The 26,454-nt window shown below is 61.8% G+C and carries 23 protein-coding genes; 11 read left to right on the forward strand and 12 right to left on the reverse strand.

Features of this window, described 5'->3' with window-relative positions:
* The first annotated feature begins 185 nt into the window (after positions 1–185).
* The gene (locus MUY37_RS08400; protein WP_499194890.1) at positions 186–1,166 is read left to right on the forward strand and encodes an alpha/beta hydrolase; all 981 of its coding nucleotides are present in this window, start codon (positions 186–188) and stop codon (positions 1,164–1,166) included.
* Here MUY37_RS08400 and MUY37_RS08405 read toward each other — a convergent pair.
* Complete coding sequence (locus MUY37_RS08405) at positions 1,163–2,377, reverse strand: bifunctional alpha/beta hydrolase/OsmC family protein (RefSeq protein WP_499194891.1); 1,215 nt, start codon at positions 2,375–2,377, stop codon at positions 1,163–1,165. The genes MUY37_RS08400 and MUY37_RS08405 overlap by 4 nt on opposite strands.
* A 102-nt stretch (positions 2,378–2,479) precedes the next feature.
* Here MUY37_RS08405 and MUY37_RS08410 point away from each other — a divergent pair, with 102 nt between their 5' ends.
* Positions 2,480–3,334, forward strand: a complete 855-nt coding sequence (locus MUY37_RS08410; protein ID WP_499194892.1) for an AAA family ATPase — start codon at positions 2,480–2,482, stop codon at positions 3,332–3,334.
* The gene (locus MUY37_RS08415; protein ID WP_499194893.1) at positions 3,334–3,783 is read left to right on the forward strand and encodes a GFA family protein; all 450 of its coding nucleotides are present in this window, start codon (positions 3,334–3,336) and stop codon (positions 3,781–3,783) included. Before MUY37_RS08410 ends, MUY37_RS08415 begins: the two co-directional genes overlap by 1 nt.
* Here MUY37_RS08415 and MUY37_RS08420 read toward each other — a convergent pair.
* Entirely contained in the window at positions 3,768–5,171 is a 1,404-nt protein-coding gene (locus tag MUY37_RS08420) for a methyl-accepting chemotaxis protein (protein WP_499194894.1), read from the reverse strand. The genes MUY37_RS08415 and MUY37_RS08420 overlap by 16 nt on opposite strands.
* 126 nt (positions 5,172–5,297) lie before the next feature.
* Here MUY37_RS08420 and MUY37_RS08425 point away from each other — a divergent pair, with 126 nt between their 5' ends.
* Positions 5,298–6,482: a vWA domain-containing protein gene (locus tag MUY37_RS08425; protein WP_499194895.1), complete on the forward strand. Its 1,185-nt coding sequence runs from the start codon at positions 5,298–5,300 to the stop codon at positions 6,480–6,482.
* Between the two features lies 1 nt (position 6,483).
* Positions 6,484–7,317, forward strand: coding sequence for a DUF817 domain-containing protein (locus MUY37_RS08430; protein ID WP_499194896.1), 834 nt, complete (start codon positions 6,484–6,486; stop codon positions 7,315–7,317).
* On the opposite strand, the gene MUY37_RS08435 is transcribed toward MUY37_RS08430, so the two are convergent.
* From MUY37_RS08435 to MUY37_RS08445, 3 genes are all read right to left on the reverse strand, one after another.
* Complete coding sequence (locus tag MUY37_RS08435) at positions 7,314–8,600, reverse strand: spinster family MFS transporter (RefSeq protein ID WP_499194897.1); 1,287 nt, start codon at positions 8,598–8,600, stop codon at positions 7,314–7,316. The genes MUY37_RS08430 and MUY37_RS08435 overlap by 4 nt on opposite strands.
* A 153-nt stretch (positions 8,601–8,753) precedes the next feature.
* Positions 8,754–9,956, reverse strand: coding sequence for an exo-beta-N-acetylmuramidase NamZ family protein (locus tag MUY37_RS08440; protein ID WP_499194898.1), 1,203 nt, complete (start codon positions 9,954–9,956; stop codon positions 8,754–8,756).
* Complete coding sequence (locus MUY37_RS08445; protein WP_499194899.1) at positions 9,953–10,495, reverse strand: DOMON-like domain-containing protein; 543 nt, start codon at positions 10,493–10,495, stop codon at positions 9,953–9,955. Before MUY37_RS08445 ends, MUY37_RS08440 begins: the two co-directional genes overlap by 4 nt.
* A gap of 32 nt (positions 10,496–10,527) precedes the next feature.
* On the opposite strand from MUY37_RS08445, the gene tyrS reads away from it, so the two are divergent.
* The 5 genes from tyrS to MUY37_RS08470 all read left to right on the forward strand — a co-directional run bounded on the left by tyrS (position 10,528) and on the right by MUY37_RS08470 (position 15,203).
* A complete protein-coding gene (gene tyrS / locus MUY37_RS08450) occupies positions 10,528–11,757 on the forward strand; it encodes a tyrosine--tRNA ligase (RefSeq protein WP_499194900.1) in 1,230 nt (409 codons plus the stop codon).
* A 113-nt stretch (positions 11,758–11,870) separates the two neighbouring features.
* Positions 11,871–12,209, forward strand: a complete 339-nt coding sequence (locus tag MUY37_RS08455; protein WP_499194901.1) for a PilZ domain-containing protein — start codon at positions 11,871–11,873, stop codon at positions 12,207–12,209.
* Positions 12,210–12,283: 74 nt separating this feature from the next.
* Positions 12,284–13,594, forward strand: a complete 1,311-nt coding sequence (locus tag MUY37_RS08460; RefSeq protein WP_499194902.1) for an MFS transporter — start codon at positions 12,284–12,286, stop codon at positions 13,592–13,594.
* A complete protein-coding gene (cysK, locus tag MUY37_RS08465; RefSeq protein WP_499194903.1) occupies positions 13,591–14,508 on the forward strand; it encodes a cysteine synthase A in 918 nt (305 codons plus the stop codon). Before MUY37_RS08460 ends, cysK begins: the two co-directional genes overlap by 4 nt.
* Positions 14,508–15,203, forward strand: a complete 696-nt coding sequence (locus MUY37_RS08470) for a dienelactone hydrolase family protein (RefSeq protein ID WP_499194904.1) — start codon at positions 14,508–14,510, stop codon at positions 15,201–15,203. The genes cysK and MUY37_RS08470 overlap by 1 nt, the downstream gene beginning before the upstream one ends.
* A 52-nt stretch (positions 15,204–15,255) precedes the next feature.
* Here MUY37_RS08470 and MUY37_RS08475 read toward each other — a convergent pair whose 3' ends face one another.
* From MUY37_RS08475 to MUY37_RS08490, 4 genes are all read right to left on the reverse strand, one after another.
* A complete protein-coding gene (locus MUY37_RS08475) occupies positions 15,256–17,061 on the reverse strand; it encodes an acyl-CoA dehydrogenase C-terminal domain-containing protein (protein WP_499194905.1) in 1,806 nt (601 codons plus the stop codon).
* 49 nt (positions 17,062–17,110) lie between these two features.
* Positions 17,111–17,569, reverse strand: a complete 459-nt coding sequence (locus tag MUY37_RS08480) for a MerR family transcriptional regulator (RefSeq protein WP_499194906.1) — start codon at positions 17,567–17,569, stop codon at positions 17,111–17,113.
* Between the two features lie 32 nt (positions 17,570–17,601).
* Positions 17,602–17,934: a phosphoribosyl-AMP cyclohydrolase gene (gene hisI, locus MUY37_RS08485; RefSeq protein ID WP_435867815.1), complete on the reverse strand. Its 333-nt coding sequence runs from the start codon at positions 17,932–17,934 to the stop codon at positions 17,602–17,604.
* A gap of 410 nt (positions 17,935–18,344) precedes the next feature.
* Positions 18,345–19,097 (reverse strand): double zinc ribbon domain-containing protein, encoded by a 753-nt coding sequence (locus MUY37_RS08490; RefSeq protein WP_499194907.1) that lies wholly within the window; start codon positions 19,095–19,097, stop codon positions 18,345–18,347.
* 55 nt (positions 19,098–19,152) lie between these two features.
* Here MUY37_RS08490 and MUY37_RS08495 point away from each other — a divergent pair, with 55 nt between their 5' ends.
* The gene (locus tag MUY37_RS08495; RefSeq protein ID WP_499194908.1) at positions 19,153–19,911 is read left to right on the forward strand and encodes a class I SAM-dependent methyltransferase; all 759 of its coding nucleotides are present in this window, start codon (positions 19,153–19,155) and stop codon (positions 19,909–19,911) included.
* Positions 19,912–19,978: 67 nt separating this feature from the next.
* On the opposite strand, the gene ppdK is transcribed toward MUY37_RS08495, so the two are convergent.
* From ppdK to MUY37_RS08510, 3 genes are all read right to left on the reverse strand, one after another.
* On the reverse strand, positions 19,979–22,645 hold the full coding sequence (gene ppdK, locus MUY37_RS08500; protein ID WP_499194909.1) for a pyruvate, phosphate dikinase: 2,667 nt from the start codon (positions 22,643–22,645) through the stop codon (positions 19,979–19,981).
* A 162-nt stretch (positions 22,646–22,807) separates the two neighbouring features.
* Positions 22,808–25,282, reverse strand: coding sequence for a glycine--tRNA ligase subunit beta (glyS, locus tag MUY37_RS08505; RefSeq protein ID WP_499194910.1), 2,475 nt, complete (start codon positions 25,280–25,282; stop codon positions 22,808–22,810).
* A 115-nt stretch (positions 25,283–25,397) separates the two neighbouring features.
* The gene (locus MUY37_RS08510) at positions 25,398–26,333 is read right to left on the reverse strand and encodes a glycine--tRNA ligase subunit alpha (RefSeq protein WP_499194911.1); all 936 of its coding nucleotides are present in this window, start codon (positions 26,331–26,333) and stop codon (positions 25,398–25,400) included.
* Positions 26,334–26,454: the final 121 nt, after the last annotated feature.

The raw sequence follows: 26,454 nt of genomic DNA on the forward strand, positions 1-26,454 counted from the left end.
ATATGGTCTTCGCCGGCCAATAAAGGGGACGGATCATGAACGGTCGACTTTCCCTAATCGCAATTGCCATGGCCGGGGCGCTGGGTTCTTGCGGGGTCCCTGCCCCGAGCCTTTCGCTACGAAGTGCCGATTGCGACGCTCAATTCTCCTCAGGCGATGTCGTGCGCAGTCCGGACGTCTTTTTCATGGCCAGCAGCATGGCGGATTGTCGCAAACCGGAACTGCGGTTCGCCCCCTTCCGGTCGAACGCGCTTTCTTACGGTTTCGTAACGCCGAGAGGGAGCAATGATGAGCCCTGGCAGACCCACGACGCCAAGCTCTTGCGCGAAGGCGACTGGGTCGAAACCCTGGTCGACCAGGTCAATTCGTTGGGAGAGCAGCAGGAGCTCCTGATATTCATCCACGGTTATCGGAACAATTTCCACGACGGACTACAACGTGCTGTCACCGTCAGAAATCTATATCCGTATACGGTCCCGACCGTTTCGATCGTTTGGCCGTCCCGAAAGCGGTATCTTGGCTACATCTACGACGCGTCAAGCATCGGATGGGCGCAGAGCCATATAGATCGCCTCCTCCGAATGCTGGTTCACGAGGTAGACAACGTTACGCTGGTTGCGCACAGCATGGGTAGCCGTGCGCTGATCGGAGCGGTTGAGCGGTTGAACATGGAAGACGAAGCGGCGGCGGCCAGAATTCGAAAAATCATACTCGTTTCTCCCGATGTCGATCGCGACCGGGTATTGCGAAACGAAGGGTCAGTTGAAGCGCTGCTTCATGGAGGACGTTCCGTAACGATTTATTCCTCCCAGAAGGATTTCCCGCTTCGCACCTCCCGCCGTTTGCATGGATACAGCCGTTTGGGGAGTTCCGACTGCCGGTATTCCGTGAACTACGAGGAACGGGACCGGGGGCGCTACGGCGAGTGTCATCTCGGGCCGAATTTGCCGGGTCTCAGCATCGTGGAAACATCGGGTGCCGCATCGGGCGGCTTCAACCGGCATTCCGACGTGTTCGACACCTGTATCGGGCGCGCCGACCTCAAGGCCGTGCTCACGGATGAACCGACACCCTGGCGCGAGCGGGTAGAGCCGAGGGACGGGCGCACCGGCTATCGGCTGACGCAGGTGGCATACGATGCCGAGCGGGATGATTGCCCGCGCTAACTTCGAGTATGCACGTGCAGGTCCCCTTCAAGCGTGCGGTGTACCGGGCATTTGTCGGCGATTTCGACGATCTTGCGACGCTGATCTTCGTCGAGCGCATCGCCATGTAGTTCGATTCGGCGATTCAGTGCCTGCATCTGTCTGCCTTCTTTCATGGCCTCGACGTGATCGCATTCATCCCGGTGATTGCGTTCATGCGTTACCTGCACCGTCACACCCTCCAGCGGCCAGCCCTTCTTATCCGCATACATCTTCATCGTCATCGCCGTGCAGGTGCCCAGCGCGGCATTGAGCAGATCGTAAGGCGTCGGGCCGGAATCGTCGCCGCCATAGCTCTTCGGCTCGTCGGCGATGAAGCGGTGTGTCCTGGTATGAACCTCGGTGCCGAATTTGCCGTGCCCGGTCTTTATCACCACGCCCTGATCCGGCATGGGCCAGTCTTCCCGCATCGGGATGTAGCGGCTCGCCCAGGCGGCAATCACGCTGGCGGCGAATTGGGCGTCAGCCTGCTCCAACAGAAGATGATCGGCCCCTTCCAGGCTGACGAAACTCTTGGGATGCTTCGCGGCGCCGAACAGGGCGCTCGCATTTTCAATACCCACCACGGCATCGGTGGGAGAATGGAGAAACAGCAAAGGGCACCTCACTCGACCGACTTCCTCCAGCAGGTCGATATTCTCGACCTTCTCCAGGAAATCGCGGCTGAGCGCGAAATCGCGGCCGCCAATGGTCACCTGGCCCTCCCCCTCGCGGCGGATAGCCTCGATATCGCCATCGATTCGCTGAAGGACATGCGGTACGTCGCTCGGCGCGCCGATGGTCGCGATCGCCGCGACCTTGTCGAAACCGAGGTCGTTCGCCGCCGCGAGTACCGCTGCCCCGCCCAGACTGTGCCCCACCAGCAGAATAGGCTGCGCAAAGCGATCGAGCAGGGTTTCCGCCGCCGCGACCAAATCCGCGACGTCCGTCGCGAAACCGGCACGCCCGAAATCGCCTTCGCTGCCGCCCAGCCCGGTGAAATCGAACCGCAGGCAGGCAATGCCCTCATTCGCCAGCGCTCGCGCAACGCTCACGGCAGCCTTGCTCTGTTTGGTGCAAGTGAAGCAATGCGCGAACAGGGCCGCGCCGCGCACCAGGCCGGTGGGCAGTTCTATCGAACCTTCCAGAGCGTGTCCGGCATCGGTGGCGATGGTGATCTTTTCGGTCGGCATAGTTTCTCCACATCCGTAGGTCGGGGCCATCCGGTTACAACGCCCCCTTGCGTGTCTCGTGCCCGGCCCCTAACGCTTACGTAAAGTTGCAAGGGAAAACCGATGGCCGAACCGACCCGTTTCGAAGGTACGAAATCCTATATCGCCACAAACGACCTCAAGGTTGCGGTCAATGCCGCAGTCACGCTGCGCCGTCCGCTGTTGGTCAAGGGCGAGCCGGGTACGGGAAAGACAGTCCTCGCGCACGAGATCGCCAAGGCGATCGATGCACCGCTGATCGAGTGGAACGTCAAGTCCACCACCAAGGCCCAGCAGGGCCTTTACGAGTACGATGCGGTCGCTCGCCTGCGCGATGGCCAGCTGGGCGACGAGCGCGTTCATAACATTTCGAACTACATCAAGAAGGGCAAGCTTTGGGAAGCCTTCACCGCACCACAGCTTCCCGTTCTGCTGATCGACGAGATCGACAAGGCCGATATCGAATTTCCCAACGATCTGTTGCAGGAACTCGATCGCATGAGCTTCGACGTCTACGAAACGCATGAACGCATCGAGGCGAAGGAGCGCCCGATCGTGGTGATCACTTCGAACAACGAAAAAGAACTGCCCGACGCCTTCCTGCGCCGCTGCTTCTTCCATTACATCAAATTCCCCGATACCGAGACGATGCGCGAGATCATCGAGGTCCACTTCCCCGGCATCCAAAAGAGCCTCGTCACCAAGGCGATGGAAATCTTCTACGAAATCCGCGATGTGCCAGGCCTCAAGAAGAAGCCCTCGACCAGCGAATTGCTCGACTGGCTCAAACTGCTCCTCAACGAGGACATGCCGCTCGAGGTGCTGCAAGACGCGAACCCCAATGCCGCGATTCCGCCACTGCACGGCGCACTGCTCAAGAACGAGCAGGACGTGATGATGTTCGAACGTCTCGCCTTCATGGCGCGGCGGCAAAGCTGATGTCGCATCAAGGTGGCTGCCTTTGCGGCGCCGTTCGGTTCGAGATTGCCTCGGACCCGATCGGAGCACGGTACTGCTGGTGCCGCGACTGCCAGCGGATCGCGTCCGGAATGGCCACTGTGAATGTGTTGTTTCCGGCCGAAGCGGTCACCTATTTGGGCGAAATGACGGCGATGCGCCGGGTCGCGGACAGCGGCAATACCGTTGAACGGGCTTTCTGCGCAAAATGCGGTTCGCAAATGTATAGCAAGACGGTCATCGGTCCCGAGCAACCGATGCGCGTGCGCGCCGGAACGCTGGATGATCCCGAAATCTGCCCGCCGAGCATGATCATCTGGGGATCGAGCGCGCCGAGCTGGGCGCCCTTCCCCGATGGCATGCCGGTGCTCGAGGCCGGTCCGGGATCGCCAGAGTGGCGCCGCCCGGATTCCCCTCAAGAGAAGCTGTAAGCCAGCTCGAAATCGCCCCAACGGCGCCCGTTGACGATAAGCGGGACATAAACATTGCGCACTACGCGATAGGACTGGCCGTCATTTTCGTGACGATAGACCGCCATCATATAGCTCGCATCGCTCTTTTTCGCCTTCTGATCTATGGGATTGAAGATGATGCGGCCGTTACGGCAATACTTGGTGTCGTGAGCCAGATCACCGGTTGGCGCTTTTGAGTTCCGCGTGAGATGCGTCGGAAGATAACCGTTCACATCACTGCATACAGAACCGAGAATGTCGCCGCCCTCCGCGCCTGCCGCTGCGTCGAGCACGGGGCGCCAATGCTCGTTCGCCCATTCCATCAACCCGGTCCGGAAGCGTTGGGGGTTCGATCCTTCGATTGGGCGATAGTCCCGGTCGAAGAGCTGCTCGAGTGTCAGTTCGCCTTTGGCGATGGCTTCCTCGGCCATAACGATGATGTCCTGCGCATGGTCTTGCGCTTTCTCGACCATCGCGCTGTCTTGCGGCGAAAGGCCCGCCTTGACCAGCTTGTCGAACATTTCACTGGCGATCAGTTCAAGGCTTTCCATCCGGTCATGCGCATTCGCGAGGTTGTTCTCGTTTTCCTTGACCGAGCCATCGAAATTGCCGAGCACGTCCTGCACGCTGTGGACATGATCCGAGATCGTCGCGGTATTGCGTGCGATCTGGTCTTGCTGTCCATCGACTTCGAGCAGCAGCGCCGTAACACTGCGCATCGTATCCTCGATCGAACCGACCGAGTTCTTGGCCTGGCTGCTGGCGGCGGCACCGCTCTCGATTTTCTCGATCACCTGGCCGGCCTCTTTTCCGAGCATGTCGACCGTGCGGCCAATTTCTTCGGTCGCCTTGCGGGTTTCGCTGGCGAGCGACTTCACCTCGTTGGCGACGACCGCGAAGGTGCGCCCCTGCTCACCGGCGCGCATCGCCTCGATCGTGGCATTGAGCGCGAGGATATTGGTCGTCTCGGCGATTTGGTCGATTTCCTGGCTCGAACGGCGTACCTGATCCATCGCCGCAGCAAAGCCGGTGACATGCTCGGTCAGAGTCTCGACTAGGCTGAGCAGATTGCCGATCTCGTTGAGCGAATTGCTGATCATCAGCGAGCCATCGTTGAGCCGTTCGATCGCGCGTTCAGACAGCAGGCGCGCTTCGTCGCTAGCCTCGAGAACCTTGCGCTGATCGTCGTCAAGCGCGCGGACGGTTCCCTGCAGTTCGACATATTCTCGGCGCAAATGCCCGAAGGAATCGATGACGTCCCGCACTATGCCGGCGACATCCGAGCAGCCCACGGCAACTTTGCCGCAAGTCTCGGGTATCTGGTCGAGTGCCGATGCGCCCGGGGCATCGATCGCGCTAAGTTCCATTGTCCAAGTGACCCCTGAGTGGATTTTTGTGCGACCTGCGTAGGACAGGATGGTTAGCGGACGGTAAAGACAAAGTCGTAAATCGGGCACTGGTGCGGGCCGCAGGCACGCGCTAGACCCTCGTACATGTTCTTCAATTTCGTCGACGAGCTGCGCGCTGCGGGCATTCCCGCAAGCTTCAAGGAACACCTCACGCTGATCGAAGCGCTGGATCGCGATGTGATCGAGCAATCACCGGAAGCGTTCTATTATCTCAGCCGCGCGACCTTCGTGAAGGACGAAGGCCTGCTCGATCGGTTCGATCAGGTTTTCCAGAAGGTCTTCAAGGGTATCCTGACCGATTACGGGCAGAACCCAGTCGATATTCCCGAAGACTGGCTGAAGGCCGTCGCCGAGAAATTCCTCTCCGAGGAAGAGATGGAGAAGATCAAGAGCCTGGGCGACTGGGACGAGATCATGGAGACGCTCAAGAAGCGGCTCGAGGAACAGGAAAAGCGCCACCAGGGCGGCAATAAGTGGATCGGCACCGGGGGCACCTCGCCCTTCGGCAATTCGGGCTACAATCCCGAAGGCGTGCGGATCGGCGGCGAGAGCAGGCACAAGCGCGCGCTGAAGGTGTGGGACAAGCGCGAGTTCAAGAATCTCGACAACACCAAGGAACTGGGCACGCGCAACATCAAGATGGCGCTGCGCCGCCTGCGCCGCTTTGCCCGCGAAGGCGCGGCGGACGAGCTCGATCTCGACGCGACGATCGAAGGCACTGCCAAGCAGGGCTGGCTCGACATCCACATGCGGCCAGAACGGCATAATGCGGTCAAGCTGCTGTTATTCCTCGATGTCGGCGGCTCGATGGACCCGTTCATCAAGCTGTGCGAGGAGCTGTTCAGCGCCGCCACCGCCGAATTCAAGAACCTCGAATTCTTCTACTTCCACAACTGCCTCTACGAAGGCGTGTGGAAGGACAACCGCCGCCGCTGGCAGGAACGCACCAAGACATGGGACGTGCTCCACAAATACGGGCACGATTACAAGGTGATCTTCGTCGGTGATGCGGCGATGAGCCCCTATGAAATCACCCATCCGGGCGGCAGCGTCGAGCATATGAACGAGGAAGCCGGCGCCACCTGGATGCAGCGCGTGACCAACACCTATCCCGCGACCGTGTGGCTCAATCCGGTGCCCGAGAAACAGTGGGGTTATTCGCAGTCGACCAAGGTGATGAAGCAACTGGTCAACGACCGCATGTATCCGCTGACGCTCGACGGTCTCGACGATGCCATGCGTGAACTGAGCCGCAAAACAGGCGCCTGAGTTGAGACACAGCCGCTTCGAGGCGGTTCGCCTCCGCCTCGAACGCTTCGATCCGGGCACGGGCTGGCGGCTCTGGCTCTACGAATTCGTGCTGTTCGGTTTCAAACAGGCATGGGCTTGCCTGTTCGGCGGGTTGCTGCTGGCCCTGCTGCTGGCAACGCATTTCTTCTACCCGGAGAGCGCTGCGCTTCATCGCTACGACTTTCTCACCCTCTCCGCGATTTCGTTACAGGCGGCGATGCTGGCCTTCCGGCTCGAGACCTGGGCCGAGGCGAAGGTCATCCTGATATTCCATATCGTCGGCACTGTGATGGAACTGTTCAAGACCGCCGCCGGATCGTGGATTTACCCCGAGGCAAGTGTTCTCCACATCGGCGCGGTGCCGCTGTTCTCGGGCTTCATGTATGCGGCCGTCGGGAGCTATATCGCGCGCGTCTGGCGGATCTTCGACTTCCGCTTTACGAACTATCCCGCGCGCTGGGCCACACGGCTGCTGGCCGCCGCGATCTATATCAACTTTTTCGCCCACCACTGGCTGCCCGACATCCGCATGCTGCTGTTTGCGGTCACGATCCTCCTTTTCTGGCGAACGCGTATCCATTTTCGTAACTGGCGCGACCATCGCTGGATGCCCTTATTGCTGGGTTTCCTACTGGTCGCACTGTTCATCTGGGGCGCGGAGAACATCGGCACGTTCGCAAGAGCCTGGACCTATCCCGGACAGGAGGATGGCTGGAAAATGGTCAGCCTGGCGAAGCTCGGCAGTTGGTTCCTGCTGATGTTGATCAGCTTCGTCCTGGTCGAACTGGTTTCGCCCGCGCGAAAGCCCGATTAGCCCTTCTGGTCGAGCTCCTCGTTCAGCCGCAGCGAGCAGCGCCAGAAGAAGAATGCGGGAAGCAGGCCGAGGAAGGCCGCGCCATACAGCACGTAACGTACGCTTTCCTCGCCGAATTCCGGGCGCAACCAGTCCGACAACATGCCGAAGAAGAGCGGCCCCAGACCCAGCCCGATCAGGTTCTGGAAGAACAGCAGCACCGCCGCCGCGATCGCCCTTGCGCGCAACGGCACAAGCCCCTGAGCCGCCGAATAGGTCGGTCCATAGTAAAGCGAGTTGAACAGCGTGGGCAGAAACAGCAGCGTCAGCGCGAATAGCCAGTTTTCCGCCTGATAAGCGAAAAAGGCGAGCGGCACTGCCAGAGCCATGCCCACCGCCGGCGCAGTGAGGACGTGACGTCGATTTTCCGCCCCGTAGCGATCCGCCAGCCAGCCTCCGAGAAACGTCCCTGCGATGCCGGCGGCGCCGTTGACGACGCCGAACCAGAAGCCGACTTCACCCGGCGTCAACCCGTGGGTGCGCTGAAAGAAAATCGTGGTCCAGGTGGTCTTCCCGTAAGCAAGGAAAGCTGCGGCCGATCCCGCCACCAGCAGCAGTACGAATGCCTTGGACCCCATAACCGACCGAACCGCTTGCCCCAGGGGCATGGTTTGCTGCGCGTTCGACGCGGCTTGTGCTTGCGTCAGCTGCCGCCGCGGCTCCTTGAGTACCCAGGCGACGACAATCGCCAGCAGGACACCCGGCACTCCGACAATGAAAAACGCCATGCGCCAACCCACGAAATCGGCAAGCAGGCCACCGATCATCATGCCCAAAAGCGTGCCAACAGGTATGCCCAGGGCGTAGAAGGCCAGAGCCGAACTGCGCTTTTTCGGTTCGACCATATCGGCGATGAGCGAATGCGCGGGCGGTGTGCAACCGGCCTCCCCAATCCCTACCCCGATGCGGGCGAGCAGCAGTTGGACGAAATTCTGCGCCATGCCGCATAGCGCGGTCATTGCCGACCAGGTTGCGAGCGCCGCCGCGATCAACTTGGGCCGATGCGTCGTCGGACGGTCGGAAAACCGCGCGATCGGCAGGCCGAGAATGGTGTAGAACAGCGCGAAAGCCAGCCCTGTCATCAGCCCGATCTGCGTATCGCTCAGCCCCAGTTCGAGCCGGATCGGTTCGGCCAGAATGTTGACGATCTGCCGATCGATAAAATTGAAGATATAGACAATCAGCAGAATCCACAGGGTGACCCTGACCGATCCGCCGGTCTGGCGCGCTGCCGCAGTGACCATGAAAACTCTCTCCCGAAGCGCGGGTATGCCCGTCGCCGGGGCACAAGCTCTATGTCCAAGGCAATTCCGTCAACCCCGTTCGTCGAAAATCGAAGATCGGGTCGGTCAGCGCCCTACCGATATGGGGCGCCTCTTCATGGCTACGGTGCCGGATCAGCTATAGATCAGGTGGGGGGCGATCGCTTCGCGCCAGGCAGCCTCATCGGCTGCGGCGAGTTCATCGAGATCGTCGGGCATGGCCTCGCCGTCGTCGACCCATTTGCGCAGGCTTGGCCCCCCGTTGATGACATCGATGGCAAGCCGGTCGAACTCGTATTCATAGGGGAAGTCGCGCCAGATCGTATAATCCGGGTAAAGAGAGCGGATCGCCTTGAATGCCAGCGCCTGCAAGCGCCACGGCCGGAAAGCATGATGATCGTAGAACTTGCCTTCCGCATGGATCATCAAGCCGTTGCACAATGTGCCGGCATGTTTGTGGAAAGTCGGCTCGAACCAGCATTCGCGCAAGGCACAGCCGCGCAGCCATACGGGGGCCATGCGCTGCATTTCCGCAAGCACCGCCTTGGCATCGATGTCGGGCGCGCCGAACAGCACTTCGAGCGGCCTGGTCGTCCCCCGCCCTTCGCTCAAGGTCGTACCCTCCAGCATGACCGTCCCCGCATAGGCGCGGGCCATGTTGAGATTGGCGGCATTGGGGCTGGGATTGATCCAGATGCGATCTTCGGGCCAGCCATAACCCGGCGCCTTGCCCGGTTTCCAGCCTTCCATCTCGATCACCCGCAGCTCGACATCGAGCTTGAAATGATCGACGAACCAGTGCGCCATCTCCCCCATGGTGAGGCCGTGACGCATGACCATCGGTCCGGCTCCGACGAAGCTTTCCTGCCCCGGCAGGAGCAGAGTTCCCTCGACTGGCCCACCGGCCGGATTGGGACGGTCGAGCACCCACACGCTCTTACCCGATTTAGCGGCTTCTTCCAGCAGGTAGAGCAGCGTCGTGACGAAGGTGTAGATGCGGCAGCCAAGGTCCTGCAGATCGAACAGGAAGATATCGGCGCTGGACATCATCTGGCCGGTCGGACGCCGCACTTCGCCGTAGAGACTGAAAACGGGGATACCGTATCGCGGATCGGTCTCGTCCCCGGTTTCGACCATATTATCCTGCTTATCGCCCTTCAGCCCGTGCTGCGGCCCGAAAGCCGAGGACACGGTCACGCCGCGTTCGATCAACGCATCGAGCGAATGGTCGAGATTGGCGGTGACCGAGGCAGGATGGGCGATCAGCGCCACCCGTTTGCCCTCCAGTGGCTTGCGCAGTTCCTCTTCCGTGAGGAGGCGATCGATACCGAATTTCATGCGTCGTTCGGTGCCCCAAGCCGTGCGGTGAAGCAAGCCGGATCGTGAAAATCGGGCGCGGGGCCGTCATGCTCCAGCGCCCAGTAACTCTTTTGGCCACCGGCCTCCTCGATGACGCAGGCGAGCGCCATAGCACATTCTTCCTGCGGCAATCCTGCTGCCGGAATTGCCGCATCGAAGATGGCGAAAGCGCTGCCCGGTCGCATCGTGCACACCGGAGCTCGGGGCATGGTCCGTTCGGTCATGCCCGTCCGCCGGGCCGCGAAATCGTAAGCGTTCCAGCGTTCGGAAGGCGACAGGTTGAACTCCGAATAGGAACTGTCTCCCGGGGGCCTAAGAAACATTTCGAAACAGGTCGTCTGCCAGAGGTCATCTGCCCTGCCCTTGCCCGCAAATGGCGGGACCACCAGTTTGCCCGATCCTTCGATGCGCCAGCGAAGGTGCAACCAGTTCCGATCACGCCCGACGATCCGCGTTTCCACACTCGAAACAGCCAAAGGTGGATGGGCCGGATGCGGGCGCAATCGATACGTTTTCATGCCGCCTCTTACCTGCTAGCGGGCGCTTCGTCATGAGCAACTACTCCTCCGATCTCCTGCGCCTGCTCGAAGAGCGTGGCTACATCCACCAGATTACCGATTCGGAAGGCCTCGATGCGCTTGCCGCAAAGCAGATCGTGCCCGGCTATATCGGGTTCGATGCGACCGCGCCCTCGCTCCATATCGGCAGCCTGGTCCAGATCATGATGCTGCGCCGGTTGCAGCAGACCGGTCACAAACCCATCGTTCTGATGGGCGGAGGGACGACGCGGATCGGTGACCCCACGGGCCGCGACGAAAGCCGCAAGATGCTGACCGACGAGGCGATCGCGGCCAACATCGCCGGTATTCGCACAGTCTTCGAGAGGCTGTTGAAATTCGGTGACGGACCGACCGATGCGGTCATGGTCGATAACCAGGATTGGTTGAGCAAGCTGGGCTATATCGAGATGCTGCAGAAGGTCGGCACGCATTTCACGATCAATCGTATGCTGACGTTCGATTCGGTGCGCCTGCGGCTCGAACGCGAACAGCCGATGACCTTCCTCGAATTCAACTACATGATCCTGCAAGGCTACGATTTCCGGTACCTGTCGCAGGAAATGGGCGTACGTCTGCAAATGGGCGGCAGCGATCAGTGGGGCAATATCGTCAACGGGATGGAACTCGGTCGTCGGATGGACGGCGCTGAGCTGTTCGGGTTGACCACCCCGCTTCTGACCACCGCCGACGGCGCCAAGATGGGGAAGACCGCCGCCGGGGCCGTGTGGCTAAACGAAGCGCAGTTGCCGAGCTACGATTTCTGGCAGTACTGGCGCAATGTCGACGATCGCGACGTGGGCCGTTTCCTGCGCCTGTTCACCGATCTCCCGCTCGAGGAGATTGCGCGTCTCGAATCGCTCGGAGGTGCTCAGATCAACGATGCGAAGACGGTTCTCGCCAATGAGGTAACCAAGCTGGTGCGCGGCGAGGAAGCCGCCGTCCTGGCCGCGAGTACCGCTGCCGAAACTTTCGCCGGAGGCGGCGCCGGGGCCGACCTTCCATCACTCGACGTGGGCGATGACGGTATGCGGATCGGTGCGGTGCTTACTGCGCTTGGCTTCACCGCCTCAAACGGGGAGGCCAAGCGGAAGCTGGCGGAAGGCGCGGTCAAACTGGATGGAAAGCCGGTGACCGATCCGGGCTTTCTGGTCGCAATCGATGAAGGCACCGAATCGAAGCTCAGCCTGGGCAAAAAGAAACACGCGATCATTCGCCGCTAATTGTCGGTGAACCGTTCATCCATCGGGGATGAACCGCTGGACCGGTTTACCAATTGGCAGCCTTTTACGCCCATAAAGTCGGGCAATCGTTTCATCGCAGAGGGGCCGCCCGCATGAGTGCCGGAGCACAACTGAGCGTTACCGACCAGCGGCGCATGACGCGTCACCCGGTCGATTACCCGGTCATCGCCGAACATTTCGGCAAGGGCGATGTGCGCCTTCATATTGCCAATATTTCCGCCAATGGCTTCATGATCGACAATGCGGAAGCTATCGAGCGCGGTGAACGAGTGATCGTGCGCCTGCCGGTGATCGGCCGTATCGAAGCCTATTGCATCTGGACCCGCGACAATCGCGCGGGCTTTCAGTTCGAACGCATCATCCGGGTCGACGATTTTCTGGCGATGATCGACACGCTGCAACCCAATCCTCGCCTGCGTAAGCTGCGCTGATCCGCAACGCCTTCTACTAGAACGACAAGCAGGCCCGTCTTCACAAGTGAAGGCGGGCCTGTCATGCGTCCGGCGTGACCGAAACCGCCACCCCCGCCCCCGACCGATCGCCACTGCGGATCGCCAATTTCAGAGCGTACTGGGTCAGCCGCCTGTCGATGACTCTGGCGCAATACGCGATGATGCTGATCATCGGATGGCAGACGTACAATATCGCACGCGATGGGGGGATGAGCGTTGCCGAAGCCTCTGGCCAGCTCGCGCTTATCGGCCTGCTGCAATTTGTGCCGCTATTCCTGCTCACACCATTTTCGGGCTGGGCCGCGGACCATTTCGACCGCCGCAATATCGCGCGGCTTACCGTGCTGGCGCAATTGGGATGCGCAGGAGCTCTTGCCTGGCTGACCTGGAGCGGGAATCTCACCCTTCTCGCCCTGTTCGGGGTTGCCATCGTGCTGGGTATAGTCCGGGCCTTTAACGGACCGGCCCTGTCCGCTCTCGCGCCCAATCTCGTGCCCAAAGCCATCCTGCCCAATGCGATCGCGCTGTCCAGCATCGCCTGGCAGGTCGGGATGATCGTCGGCCCCGCGATCGGCGGATACACCTATGCGATCCTGCCTGCCCTTCCCTATCTGACCGCCTGCGTTCTCTTCGTGTTATCGCTGATTGCACTGACCTTTATCGGCAAAGTCCCGCAGCCGCCGAGGGAAGCCAACAAACGCCCGATCCATCAGATGGTAGAGGGGCTGCGCTATGTCGTGCGCAACAAAATGGTGCTGGGTGCGATCACGCTCGATCTGTTCGCCGTCTTCCTGGCCGGGGCGACCGCGCTGTTCCCGGTCTATGCGCGCGACATACTGGAGGTCGGCGAGACAGGGCTGGCCCAGCTCGCCATGGCGCCCGCCGTCGGCGCCGCGCTCACCGCATTGTGGTTCAGTTTCCGTCCCCTCAAGACCAATGTCGGCCCGAAGATGCTCTGGGCCGTTGCCATATTCGGACTGGCCACCGTAGTCTTCGGCCTCTCGACCTCGATGCCGCTCAGCCTCGCCATGCTGTTCATCGTAGGGGCGGCGGATATGTTCAGCGTCTATATCCGGCAATCGCTGATCCAGCTACACACGCCCGATGACAAGCGCGGCCGCGTGTCCTCCGTCAGTCTGCTCACGATCAGCGCCTCCAACGAATTCGGCGATTTCTTTTCCGGCAGCCTCGCTTTCCTGGTCGGCCCCGTGCTGGCGGTCGTCGGCGGCGGCGCGGGGGCGATCGTCACCGTCGCGATTTGGGCGCGCATTTTTCCGGTTCTGCGCACGACGCGAACCTTTGACCCACCAGAAGAATTGCTAGACACTCCCCCTGAAGAAAAATTGAAGGAGCAGATGCCATGAAAGCCGACTCCGTCCTCGCCACAATCGGCGGCACCCCCCACATTCGCCTGTCGCGCCTGTTTCCGGATCACGAGGTCTGGGTGAAGAACGAGCGCGCCAATCCGGGCGGTTCCATCAAGGACCGGATCGGCCTAGCCATGATCGAAGATGCCGAGCAGGCAGGCAAGCTGAGGGAAGGCGGCACGATTATCGAGCCGACCAGCGGCAATACCGGCATCGGCCTCGCCATGACGGCTGCGGTCAAGGGCTACAAGCTGGTCCTCGTCATGCCCGAAAGCATGAGTGTCGAGCGTCGCCGCCTGATGCTTGCCTATGGCGCGACCTTCGACCTCACGCCCAAGGAAAAGGGCATGAAGGGCGCCATCGAGCGCGCACAGGAGCTGGTCGAGCAGACCGAAGGGGCTTGGATGCCCAGCCAGTTCGACAATGAAAGCAACTGGAAAGTCCATGCCCGTACCACGGCCAGGGAGATCCTCGAGGACTTCGCCGACACGCCGATCGATGCTCTGATCACCGGCGTCGGCACGGGCGGCCATCTGACCGGCTGCGCCGAGGTCTTGAAGGAGACCTGGCCTGAAATGAAGGCCTGGGGCGTCGAGCCGGAACTTTCCCCGGTCATCAGCGGCGGCCAGCCCGGCCCGCACCCGATTCAGGGTATCGGAGCCGGCTTCATACCCGGCAATCTCCACACCGACGCAATCGAAGGGGCAATCCCTGTCGATGCCGCCGATGCCAAGGACATGGCCCGCCAATGCGCGGTCAAGGAAGGCCTGTTGGTCGGAATTTCGAGCGGTGCGACGCTGGCGGCAATCAAGCAGAAGCTGGCCGAGCTGCCTGCCGGTTCTCGCGTGCTCGGTTTCAATTACGACACCGGCGAACGGTATCTGTCGGTGCCGGACTTCCTGCCGGAGTGATGGAATTCGCGAAGGTCGGATACAGCGATGGGGCGCTCGGCCTGACCGGATTTCACGCGCGCCCTTCCTCGCCGCCGCGGGCTGCAGTTGCGATTTATCCGACCTTCATGAATTCGACGCCCGCCGTCGAAGCGAAAGCGCGGCAACTCGTCGATTCGGGTTTTGCCGTCCTGATCGCCGACTATTACGGACCGGAAGCGCCTTCCACCATCGATGAGGCCTTCACCGCGATGCGTATGCTGCGGGGCAATCCGCAGGCGATGCGGCAGAGATTGCGCCCTTCACTCGATCTTTTGCGAAAGCTCGAACCGAGCGCTCCGCATTTGGCCATCGGCTTCTGTCTGGGCGGCATGGCGGTGCTCGAAATGGCGCGCGACGGGCAGGATCTGGTTGCAGTCTGCAGCTTCCACGGCCTACTCGATACCGCTCTCCCCGCGAAGGAAGCGATCAGGCCGCGCATCCTGATCTGCCACGGCGATGCCGATTCCATGGTTCCACGGGATCGGGTTGTGGCATTCTGGGAAGAGATGGATGCAGTGAAGGCCGATTGGCATTTTCACAGCTATGCCGGGGTGGAGCACGGCTTTACCAATCCGCATACTCTCGATGGCGCACTGAACCCGGCCTACAATGCTAGCGCTGACCGCCAGAGCTGGGCGGCCATGCTCAGTCTATTCGACGAAGTTCTCGACTGACAAAAAAGCCCGGACGTTTCCGCCCGGGCCTTTCTTTCCGACAATGCGGAACTTACGCAGCGGTCGTGAAGGCGTCTTCACCCAACGCCATCATGCTGTCAGCACCGCTTTCGAGCTTGCGGCGCAGCGCGCCGACGTCGGGCAGGAACCGGTCCATGTAATAGCGCGCGGTGGCGAGTTTGGCTTCGTAGAACGCCTTGTCCTCGGTGCCGTCCGCCAGAGCGGCCTGGGCGACCTTGGCCATGCGCAGCCACATCCAGCCCAGCGTTACGATGCCCATGATATGCATGTAGTGATGCGCGCCAGCCCCCAAATGGTTGGGGTTCTGCATCGCATTGTTCATGAACCACATCGTCGCCGCCTGCTGCTGTCCGAGCGCCTTTTCGAGTTGCTCGGCCATCGCGCCGAGATTCTCGTCACCCTTGGCAGCGGCGATTTCGTCACCAACCGTCTTGAAGAAGGCCTGGATCGCAGCGCCACCTTTGCTGGCGAGTTTGCGGCCGCACAGGTCCATGGCCTGCACACCATTGGTCCCTTCGTAGATCTGGGCGATGCGCGCATCGCGGACGAACTGGCTCATGCCCCACTCTTCGATATAGCCGTGGCCGCCGAAGACCTGCTGCATATTGGTCGCGACCTCGTAACCCTTATCCGTGCCGTACCCCTTGATGACCGGGGTCAGCAGACCAATCATCTGGTCGGCTTCGGCGCGCTCTTCCTCGGTTTGCGCCTTATGGGTAAGGTCGACCTGCAGCGCGCCCCACAGGCACAGGGCACGCATGCCTTCGGTAAAGGCCTTCGCATCCATCAGCATGCGGCGCACGTCGGGGTGGACGAAGATGGGATCGGCCTGCGCGTCCGGATCGGCGGGGCCAGTGAGCGCGCGGCCCTGGCGGCGGTCGAGCGCATAGGCAACCGCGTTCTGGTACGCGACTTCCGCCTGGCTCAGCCCCTGGATGCCGACGCCGAGGCGCGCAGCATTCATCATGATGAACATTGCGGCGAGCCCCTTATTCTCCTCGCCGACCATCCAGCCTTTCGCCCCGTCATAGTTGAGCACGCAGGTCGAATTCGCGTGGATGCCCATCTTGTGTTCGATCGAACCGCACATGACGCCGTTGCGCTCGCCCACCGAACCATCTTCGTTGACGAGGAATTTCGGCACGACGAAGAGCGAGATGCCCTTGGTGCTGTCGGGCGCGCCGGGAGTCTTGGCCAGCACGAGGTGGATGATATTCTCGCTCATGTCATGCTCGCCGGCCGAGATGAAGATCTTGGTGCCGGTTATCGAATAGCTGCCATCGCTCTGCGGCTCGGCCTTGGTCCGGATCATGCCCAGATCCGTGCCGCAATGCGGCTCGGTCAGATTCATGGTGCCGGTCCATTCATTGGAGATCATCTTGGGGAGATATTTCTCCTTTTGCTCCTGCGATCCCTTGGCGATGAGCGCCGAGACCGCGCCGTTCGTGAGGCCCGGATACATGCCGAAAGCCTGGTTGGCGCTGGAAATGAACTCTTCTAGCACGAAGCCCAGCACGTGCGGCATGCCCTGCCCGCCGAATTCTTCCGGCTGCGACAGCGTTCCCCAGCCCGCCTCGCGAAACTTATCGAAGGCTTCCTTGAAGCCTTTCGGAGTGGTGACCGACCCATCGTCATGCCGGACGCATCCCTCCTGATCGCCCGACTGATTGAGCGGAGCGAGAACCTCCGCGCAGAACTTGCCGCCCTCATTCAGGACCGCGTCGGTCACATCGGGGCTGACCATCTCGAATCCCGGCAGATTTCCATAGCCGGCGAGATCGAGCAGTTCGTTGACGACGAACCGGGTATCGCGGGTGGGCGCTGAATAGATGGGCATCGGCGTGTCCTTGGATTTTGGGGCTGTTTAGGTGAGAATGGGGACTGGATCAGTCGAGATCGAGAGTTTCGATGTGTTCGATGAACTCGCTGAGTTCATTGATGGAGCTGTCGATATCGTCCCGCTGTTCCTTGAGCTTGGCGACATGCGCCTTGCACTTTTCGATCGTGACGCGGCGCTGCTCCACGCGACCATCGCCGAGATCGTAAAGGTCGATCATCTCGCGAATCTCGGTCAACGAAAAGCCGACATTCTTGGCGCGCATGATCCATGCAAGCCGTGCGCGGTCGCGTTTGGAATAAATACGCGTCAGGCCGACCCGCGACGGCGCGATCAGGCCCTCGTCTTCGTAAAAGCGCAAGGCTCGTGCCGTGCAGTTGAATTCGCTGGTAAGGTCCGAGATCGAATATTGCTCGCGACCGAGTTCGTCCGGCCGTTCGATATGGGCACCGGCATGACGCCGGTCGCCCGTTTCGGAAGGAACATCCTTGGGAAGCGGCTGTGTCATGCCCCTTCCATAATCGCACGTTTACGTAAGCGTCAAGTCTTGACGGGTTCGAGAACACCCTTGTCGAGACGCCGATAGAAACAACTGCGCGCTCCAGTGTGGCAAGTCGGGCCTGCCGGCTCGCACGCCATGACAAGCGCGTCCTGATCGCAATCGACCAGGATTTCCCGCACTTCGAGAACATCTCCGGATGTCTCGCCCTTCTTCCACAGCCTGCCGCGCGAACGGGAATGGAAATGCGCAAAGCCCGTTGCCTGCGTGGCCTCCAGCGCCTCGGCGTCCATGAAAGCGACCATCAACACCTCGCGCGTTTCATGATGGACCACGACTGCGCTCAGCAGCCCCTTCTCGTCAAATTTGGGCATGAAGGTTCTGCCCGCTTCGCGTTCGGTCGGTTCGCTCACCAAGGCGCCTTTCGATGTATTCCGGAACAAGATGTTTGTTGCAATATAACCACAAAGTCGACCCAAAATTAGGAACATCGGTAGATGACTGTTTGATGAAGGCCGCTTTTGGGGAACAAACGGTCTTGCAGGCAAGTGAGGCCTGCCCACCGGAGCAGCGGCGTCGCAGAGCGCCAGGTTCAGGGGGTCAATGGATCCGCTGCCGCGAACGAGGGTGTACGCGGCGCATCCGACAACGATGAGGGATGGACCCAGGTGCATGCTGGGGGGCTGCACCGCCGCCGCGAGGCAGGTCCGGTAATATTCGTCACGTGGCGCCCGGGATCGCAAGGTTCCGGGCGTTTCGTTTGTCGGTTACATCCCGCGCAATCTTAGTTCACAAGCGCTTCGTCGAGTACCCGCGAGAAACAGGCGATCGTCACCCGCCGGGCGCCGGCTCGCTTGAGCGCCTTGACGCAGGCCGTGCTGGTCGCCCCGCTGGTGAGCACATCGTCGACTAGCAGAATCTCGCGGCCAGCGATCGCCATCCCGCGCTTGGGATTGATCTTGATCGCCCCCGACAGCGCCCTTGCGCGCGCCTTGCGCCCGAGCCCGCCGAGGCTCGGTGTCGGCTTCGTGCGGAGCAGAGCGTCGACCTGCATGGTTCCGTGCCCGGCTTTTTCCAATTGCCGACCGAGCAAGACCGCCTGATTGTAGCCGCGCTGCCACAACCGGCGACGGTGCAGGGGCACGGGCACGATCACCCGGCTGTCATCCGGTTCGGGCAATCGCGCGGCGATAAGCCTGGCCAGCATCGGTGCGAGCGCGATTCGGCGGCCATGCTTGAGGGCCAGCACCAGCTTGCGCGATACCTCGGTGTAGAGCGTGGCCGCCGCGATCCCGTCATGCACGGGCGGATGGGCAAGACAGGCGGCACAGGTCGCGCCTTTGCCGGGGCCGCGATCGCCAAACGGCCTCTGACAGCTTTCGCAGCAGGGATCGGACGGGATGACCAGTTCGTCCCAGCATTCGGCGCACAGCCCGCCCTGCTCGCCGACCGCACTGCCACAGGCCGGACAGCGGGGCGGATAGACGAAGTCGAGCAGCGGCGCGAGGCTGGCGGCGAGGAGGCGGCTTGTCGACACATTGGCATGCTGCCCCGCTTGCGCCAGGCTGGCAAGCGCGGCAGGGCGTGGCGCGATGGCAAACCAGGTCCCTCCGCAGATTTTCTCACGCCGCCGCCGGATCGCCGGATTGCGCCGCGCCCGCGTGAGGCAGGCGAAGCGCGATGCGGCGCGCTACATCCTCGACGACATGGTGGAGGACGTGCTCGACCGGCTCGAATTCATCCGTATGTCACCGACCCGCGTTCTGGTTATCGGCGACTGGACCGGAACGCTGGCCCTGTCGCTGCGCGGCGGCGGATCGGATGTAACCGAACATGACGTCGCCACGCTCGACGAAGAACATCCGGTGGAGAGCAAGCCCTACGACCTCATCGTCAGCCTGTGCTCGCTCGACCGGGTGAACGACCTTCCCGGCGCGCTGGTCCACCTGCGCAATGCGCTGGCGGAGGGCGGGATGATGATCGCCAGTTTCCTCGGCGCGGGAAGCCTCGTCAATCTCCGCCGCGCCATGCTGGCCGCCGAGCCGGACAGGCCCGCGGCCCGCATGCATCCGCTGGTCGACAATCAGGCGGCTTCCGCGCTGATGCAGCGCGCGCTGTTCAAGCGGCAGGTGGTCGACAGCCGCACGCTCACTGCATCCTTCGGCTCACTCGACCGGCTCGTGTCGGACCTGCGCGATCAAGGCCTGGGCAGCGCCTTGGCAAATCCGCCCCCTGCTCTCGACAAAGCGGCGAAAGCGCGTGCGGCGGCAGCGTTTCTTGACACTGCCAACGATAAAGGTCGGGTCCTCGAAAGCTTCGAGATAATGACCTTAACCGGCTGGAAAAATTAACTTCTTTCTATTTTCTCAGCCGTCGCCGTTCGGCATTTCAGGCTGAGTTCCCTGGCTTCGCAGGCGATCAGTCTTTCAGGCTCGCCTGTGCCGCTGCCAGTCGCGCGATCGGCACGCGATAGGGCGATGCGCTGACGTAATCGAGCCCGGTCGCCTCGCAGAAAGCGATGCTGGCGGGATCGCCGCCGTGTTCGCCGCAAATGCCCAGCTTGAGCCCGTCGCGTGTCGCCCTGCCCCGCTCCGCCGCCAGTTCGACCAGTTGGCCAACCCCGTCGATATCGAGGCTGACGAACGGATCGCGCGCGAAAATGCCCCTGTCGACATAGGTCGTGAGGAAGCGCCCTGCATCGTCGCGGCTGACGCCCAGCGTCGTTTGCGTCAGGTCGTTGGTGCCGAAGCTGAAGAACTCGCCCACTTCGGCAATCTCGCCCGCCATCAGCGCGGCGCGCGGCAGCTCGATCATCGTACCGACGAGATAATCCACCGTGCAGCCCGTGGCTTCGAACACCTCGCTCGCGACACGGTCGACCACTGCCTTGAGCAGTTCCAGCTCGCGGCGAGTGGCCACGAGCGGGATCATGATTTCGGGCACCGGCGCTTCGCCGCTTTCCTTGGCGACCTGGCAGGCGGCTTCGAAGATCGCCCGCGCCTGCATCTCGTAGATTTCGGGATAGGTGATCCCGAGCCGGCAGCCGCGATGGCCCAGCATCGGGTTGAACTCGTGCAGTTCGCCAGCACGGCGACGCAGCTTCTCGATCGGTACGCCGGTGGCCTCGGCCAGTTCCTCGAACTCGGTATCGCCATGCGGGAGGAACTCGTGCAGCGGCGGGTCGAGCAGGCGGATCGTACACGGCAGGCCCGCCATGACCTCGAAGATGGTCACGAAATCGCTGCGCTGTTCGGGCAGCAGCTTGTCGAGCGCGGCGCGGCGACCGGCCTCGCTGTCGGCGAGGATCATCTCGCGCACTGCACTGATCCGGCTAGCATCGAAGAACATATGCTCGGTCCGGCACAGGCCGATGCCTTCGGCGCCGAACTGACGCGCCATGCGGCATTCGGTTTCGGTCTCGGCATTGGTGCGGACCTTCATCCGGCGATGCCGGTCCGCCCATTCCATCAGCGTGGCGAAATCGCCCGCGAGTTCGGGCTCGATTGTCGCAACTTCGCCCGCCATGACCTGACCGTTGGCGCCATCGATGGTGATGACATCGCCTTCCTTCAATTCGCGCGAGCCGATTGCAAGCGTGCGCCCTTCGCGTGCGATCGAGACCTGCGAGGCGCCCGAAACACAAGGCCGCCCCATACCGCGCGCGACCACGGCGGCGTGGCTGGTCATGCCGCCGCGCGCGGTGAGAATACCGGTCGCCGCGTGCATACCGTGAATATCCTCGGGGCTGGTCTCGACACGCACGAGGATGACCTTCTCGCCGCGCCCCGCCCACAGTTCCGCCGTATCCGCATCGAGCACGATCTTGCCGCTAGCCGCGCCGGGCGAGGCCGGCAGGCCGGTGGTCAGCACATCGCGCGGTGCATCCGGGTCGAGCGTCGGGTGGAGCAACTGGTCCAGCGCCATCGGGTCGACGCGCAGGATCGCGGTCTTCTCGTCGATGAGCCCCTCGTCCACCATGTCGACCGCCAGCTTGAGCGCGGCCTTGGCAGTGCGCTTGCCATTGCGGGTCTGCAGCAGCCACAGCTTGCCCTGCTGCACGGTGAACTCGATATCCTGCATGTCGCGATAGTGCTTTTCGAGCAGGTCGAAGAGATGTGCCAGTTCGGAAAAAGCCTCGGGCATGGCCTCCTCCATGCTCGGCTTGTCGGCCCCGGCTGCCTCGCGCGCCGCCTTCGTCAGATATTGCGGCGTGCGGATGCCCGCGACCACGTCCTCGCCCTGCGCATTGACCAGCCATTCGCCGTAATAGGCCTTCTCGCCGGTCGAGGGATCGCGCGTGAAAGCGACGCCGGTGGCACTGGTTTCGCCCATATTGCCGAAGACCATCGCCTGCACGTTGACCGCCGTGCCCATGTCATGCGGTATGTCGTTCAGGCGGCGGTAAATCTTGGCGCGTTCGGTATCCCAGCTATCGAACACGGCGCTGATCGCGCCCCAGAGCTGTTCGACCGGGTCCTGCGGGAATGGCTTGCCCAGCTCTTCCTCGACGATGGACTTGTACTGCGCGACCAGGGCCTTCCACTCCTCGGCGGAAAGCTCGGTATCGGCGTAATAGCCATTGTCTTCCTTGGCGATTTCGAGCGCTTCCTCGAACAGGCCGTGATCCACGCCGAGCACCACATCGCCATACATCTGGATGAAGCGGCGATAGCTGTCCCAGGCGAAGCGTTCGTCGCCGCTGGTTTTGGCAAGGCCTTCGACCGTCTCGTCGTTGAGGCCGAGATTGAGCACGGTGTCCATCATCCCGGGCATCGACACTGCCGCGCCCGAGCGGACCGAGACGAGCAACGGATCGGCGGGATTGCCGAAATCCTTGCCCACGGTCTTCTCGACATGGTTCAGCGCTGCGGCGACGTCGCTGCGCAGCTTTTCCGAAAAGTCCGAACCGCCCGCGAGATATTTGAGGCATTCCTCGGTCGCGATGGTGAAGCCGGGAGGGACGGGCAGGCCGATGCTGGCCATTTCGGCCAGATTGGCGCCCTTGCCGCCGGTAACGGTCTTGTCCTTCTGCCTTGCATTCGTATGCGGCGCGTCGCCGCCGAAGGTGAAGACTGTTTCCGACATGAAAGCTCCTGTCCCGGTGCCTGTAGGTGACACGGGGTTACAGGGGTGTCACCCTAATTCCAACAAAAGAAAGCACCTGTTTTCAGGTGCTTGTAATACATTTCGGTGCCCAGGGTGACAGATCGGCCGATTTTTCTTCCCGACACCCGGAACACGGCCGACCTAACCCTCGATACGCGAGAAATCGGCCACTTTGTGCACTGCAGCACGGAAGGCTGCAAGCAGGTTGAGGCGATGTGCCCGCTTGTTTTCTTCATCCGCGTTTACCGTCACTTCATCGAAGAAACGGTCGATCGGGGCGCGAAGACCTGCAAGCGCAGCCATCGCGGCCGAGAAGTCTTCCACCTCGATCGCCTTGGCGGCCTCCGGTTCCGAAGTTGCCAGAGCATCCATCAGCGCCTTTTCCGCCGGTTCGGGCGTGTAGGAAAGCTGTTTCGCCTTGGCGGCTTCGGCATAGATTTCACGCATTTGCGGGTCGTCGACATTTTCCAGCGGGTCTTCGTCGCCGGTATGTTCGACTTCATCCCCGTCATTCACGCGAAGGCGGAAATCCCGCTTGTCTTCTGCGGTTGCATCCGAAGGCAGCGGGACCCCCGCCTGCGCGGGGGTGACGGCGGAGGATTTGAGCCAGTCTTCCTTCTTGAGAATGTTGGCCGCACGCTTGTAGCCCGCGAGGAGGTTTGCGCCGTCTTCGGTCTCCATGAAGGACTGCAGCGCCTTCACGCGGGCGAGCAGGCGGACGAGATCGTCCTCTCCACCTAACGCGAAGACCGCGTCGATGAGGTCGTGGCGGACGCCTGCTTCGCGCTGCTGGACCTTGAGGCGGTCGGCGAAGAAGTCGACACTACGTTGCTCAGACGACTCTACAAGATCTGCCCATTTGGTATCTGTCCAAAGTTCGCGAAATTCCGAGAGGGAGAGACCATAGAATAGCTTGCTTTTATCGTGGGGGTTGGGCCTGCCCAAAATGGTTTCTGAAATGCCCAACTTTGCTTGATTCTTTAGCCAGTCGCACTTTTCTTGGTCGAAGTAGGCTTCCCAGCGCGTGAGGAGACCACCGAGCGACAAGTTGAGTTTACCCACGTTCAAAAGTTGGATGATGCCAAGCGCAGCCCGACGCAAAGCAAACGGATCTTTCGAACCCGTGGGATACTCTCCAATTGCGAAGAAGCTTAGGAGCGTATCCAGCTTGTCCGCCAAACTCACCGCCACCGTAACCGGCGCGGTCGGCACATCGTCGCCCTGCCCGACCGGCTTGTAGTGATCGCGGATGGCGTCGGCGACTTCGTCGGGCAGGCCCTCGGCGCGGGCGTAATAGCCGCCCATCAGACCTTGCAGTTCGGGAAACTCGCCGACCATTTCGGTGACGAGATCGGCCTTGCACAATTCAGCGGCCTGTTGCGCCCAGTCCGCCAATTGCTCCTTCGTCACCCCGGCCCCCGAGCCGGGGTCGTGCTTTTCTTCTGCAGCGCCTGAAGAAGCACCACCCCGGATCAAGTCCGGGGTGACGATACCCTCTTCGACCAGCCACCTTGCCAGCTTCGCCACGCGGTCGACCTTGTCGGCGACGGTGCCCAGCTTTTCGTGGAAGGTGATCCGCTCCAGCCCCTTGGCATGTTCCGCCAGCGCTTTCTTGCGGTCGACATCCCAGAAGAAGCGCGCATCGGACAGGCGCGCGGCGAGGACCTTGCGGTTGCCGTCGACCACACGCGCGCCGCCATCCTCCGCCTCGATATTGGCGGTGCAGATGAAGGCGTTGGCGAGCTCGCCCTGCGCGTCTTCGCAGACGAAATACTTCTGGTTCACGCGCGCGGTGAGCTGGATAGTCTCGGGCGGGACCTCGAGGAAATCCTCCTCGAACCGGCCGAGCAGGGGGACGGGCCATTCGGTAAGGCCGGCGTTCTCCACCACCAGCCCCTCATCCTCGACCAGCGTGAGGCCGGCTTCGGAAGCGACCTTTGCGGCGCCCGAACGGATCATGTCCTGCCGCTCCTCGTGATCGACGATGACATGGCCCGCGCGCAGCTTCATCGCGTAGTCGTCGGCATTGCCGATGGTGATGTCGCCCGAGTGGTGGAACCGGTGGCCCAGCGTGACTGCACCGGAGGTAACGCCATGCACTTCGCACTCGACCACATCGTCACCCAGCAGCGCGACGATGCCCGAAAGCGGACGTACCCAGCGAAGGCTCTCGGTGCTGATCGAGGCGGCGCCCCAGCGCATCGACTTTGGCCATGAAAAATCGCGGATGATCGCGGGGATTGCCTCGGCGAGCAGGTCTTTCGTTGCCCGGCCGGGGACGTTCTTGACGGCGAAATAGGTCGCCCTGCCCTTCACCTCGCGCGTTTCCAGATCGCCGCGTTCGACACCGGCCTTGCGGCAGAACCCGTCGATCGCCTGGTCGGGCGCGCCGACCGGCGGCCCCTTCAGTTCCTCGCTCACAGCCTCGGTGGCTTCGGGTAGCCCACGCGCAATCAGCGCAAGGCGGCGCGGGGTCGACCAGACGGTGATCTCGCCAGTCGCGACACCGGCGGCATCCATCTCGCGGCGGAACAGCTTGTCGAGCTCTTTGCGCGCACCGGCTTGCATCCGGGCGGGGATTTCTTCGCTGCGCAGTTCGAGGAGGAAGTCCCTCATTGCTCGCTCTCCCAGTCATTGCGAGGCGCCGCAGGCGGCGCGGCAATCCAGATAGTGCGGGACTGGATTGCTTCGCTCCGCTCGCAATGACTGTGGATGGGTTGGATGGTCAGGCTCATTTCGACCACTCCGGATATTTCTCGGCCCACGCGGGCGCTTCCTTTTCCATATGCGCTTCGCACGATCCGCGTGCGAGGTCGCGGACGCGGCCCATATAGCTGGCGCGTTCCTGGACGCTGATCACGCCGCGCGCCTGCAGCAGGTTAAAGATGTGGCTCGCCTCGACCGCCTGCTCGTAGGCGGCGATGGGCACGTCGTTGGCGAGCGCGTTCTTGCACTCGGCCTCGGCCTTGTTGAACAGGTCGAACAGCGCATCGGTCTCGGCGACCTCGAAGTTCCACTTCGACATCTGCTTCTCGTTCTCGAGAAAGACGTCGCCGTAAGTCACGAGTCTTTCGCGTCCTACCGCTTCGCTACTTGAGGACGTGCCCCCGTTGAAATTCAGGTCGTACACATTGTCGACGCCCTGAATATACATGGCGAGGCGTTCGAGCCCGTAGGTCAGCTCGCCCGCAACAGGCTTGCAGTCGAACCCGCCCATTTGCTGGAAATAGGTGAACTGGGTGACTTCCATCCCGTCGCACCAGACTTCCCAGCCGAGGCCCCATGCCCCCAGGGTCGGGCTTTCCCAGTCGTCTTCGACAAAGCGGATATCGTGCTTCAAGGGATCGATGCCGATGACTTCGAGGCTCTTGAGATAGAGGTCCTGGATGTCGGGTGGGCTCGGCTTGAGGATCACCTGGTACTGGTAATAATGCTGCAGCCGGTTCGGGTTCTCGCCATAGCGGCCATCGGTCGGGCGGCGGCAGGGCTGGACGAAGGCGGCGTTCCACGGCTCCGGCCCCAACGCGCGCAGCGTGGTCGCGGTGTGGAAGGTGCCCGCGCCCATGCGCATGTCGTAAGGCTGAAGGATAAGGCACCCTTGCGCGGCCCAGAAATCGTGCAGCGCGAGGATCATGTCCTGGAAGGATTTTTGCGGATTGCGGTCCATGGCGCGGGGCAATGGCGCAAGCGAATTGCACGGTCAATGCCGCAGCGCAGCGATAGCAGCACACACCGCTCAAGCACCCGGCTTGGCAAATGCGGCGCAGCCTCGCTATCGCGGGAAACCA

Source organism: Qipengyuania sp. ABI-127-1 (assembly GCA_022953095.1).
Classification (GTDB): Bacteria; Pseudomonadota; Alphaproteobacteria; order Sphingomonadales; family Sphingomonadaceae; genus Qipengyuania.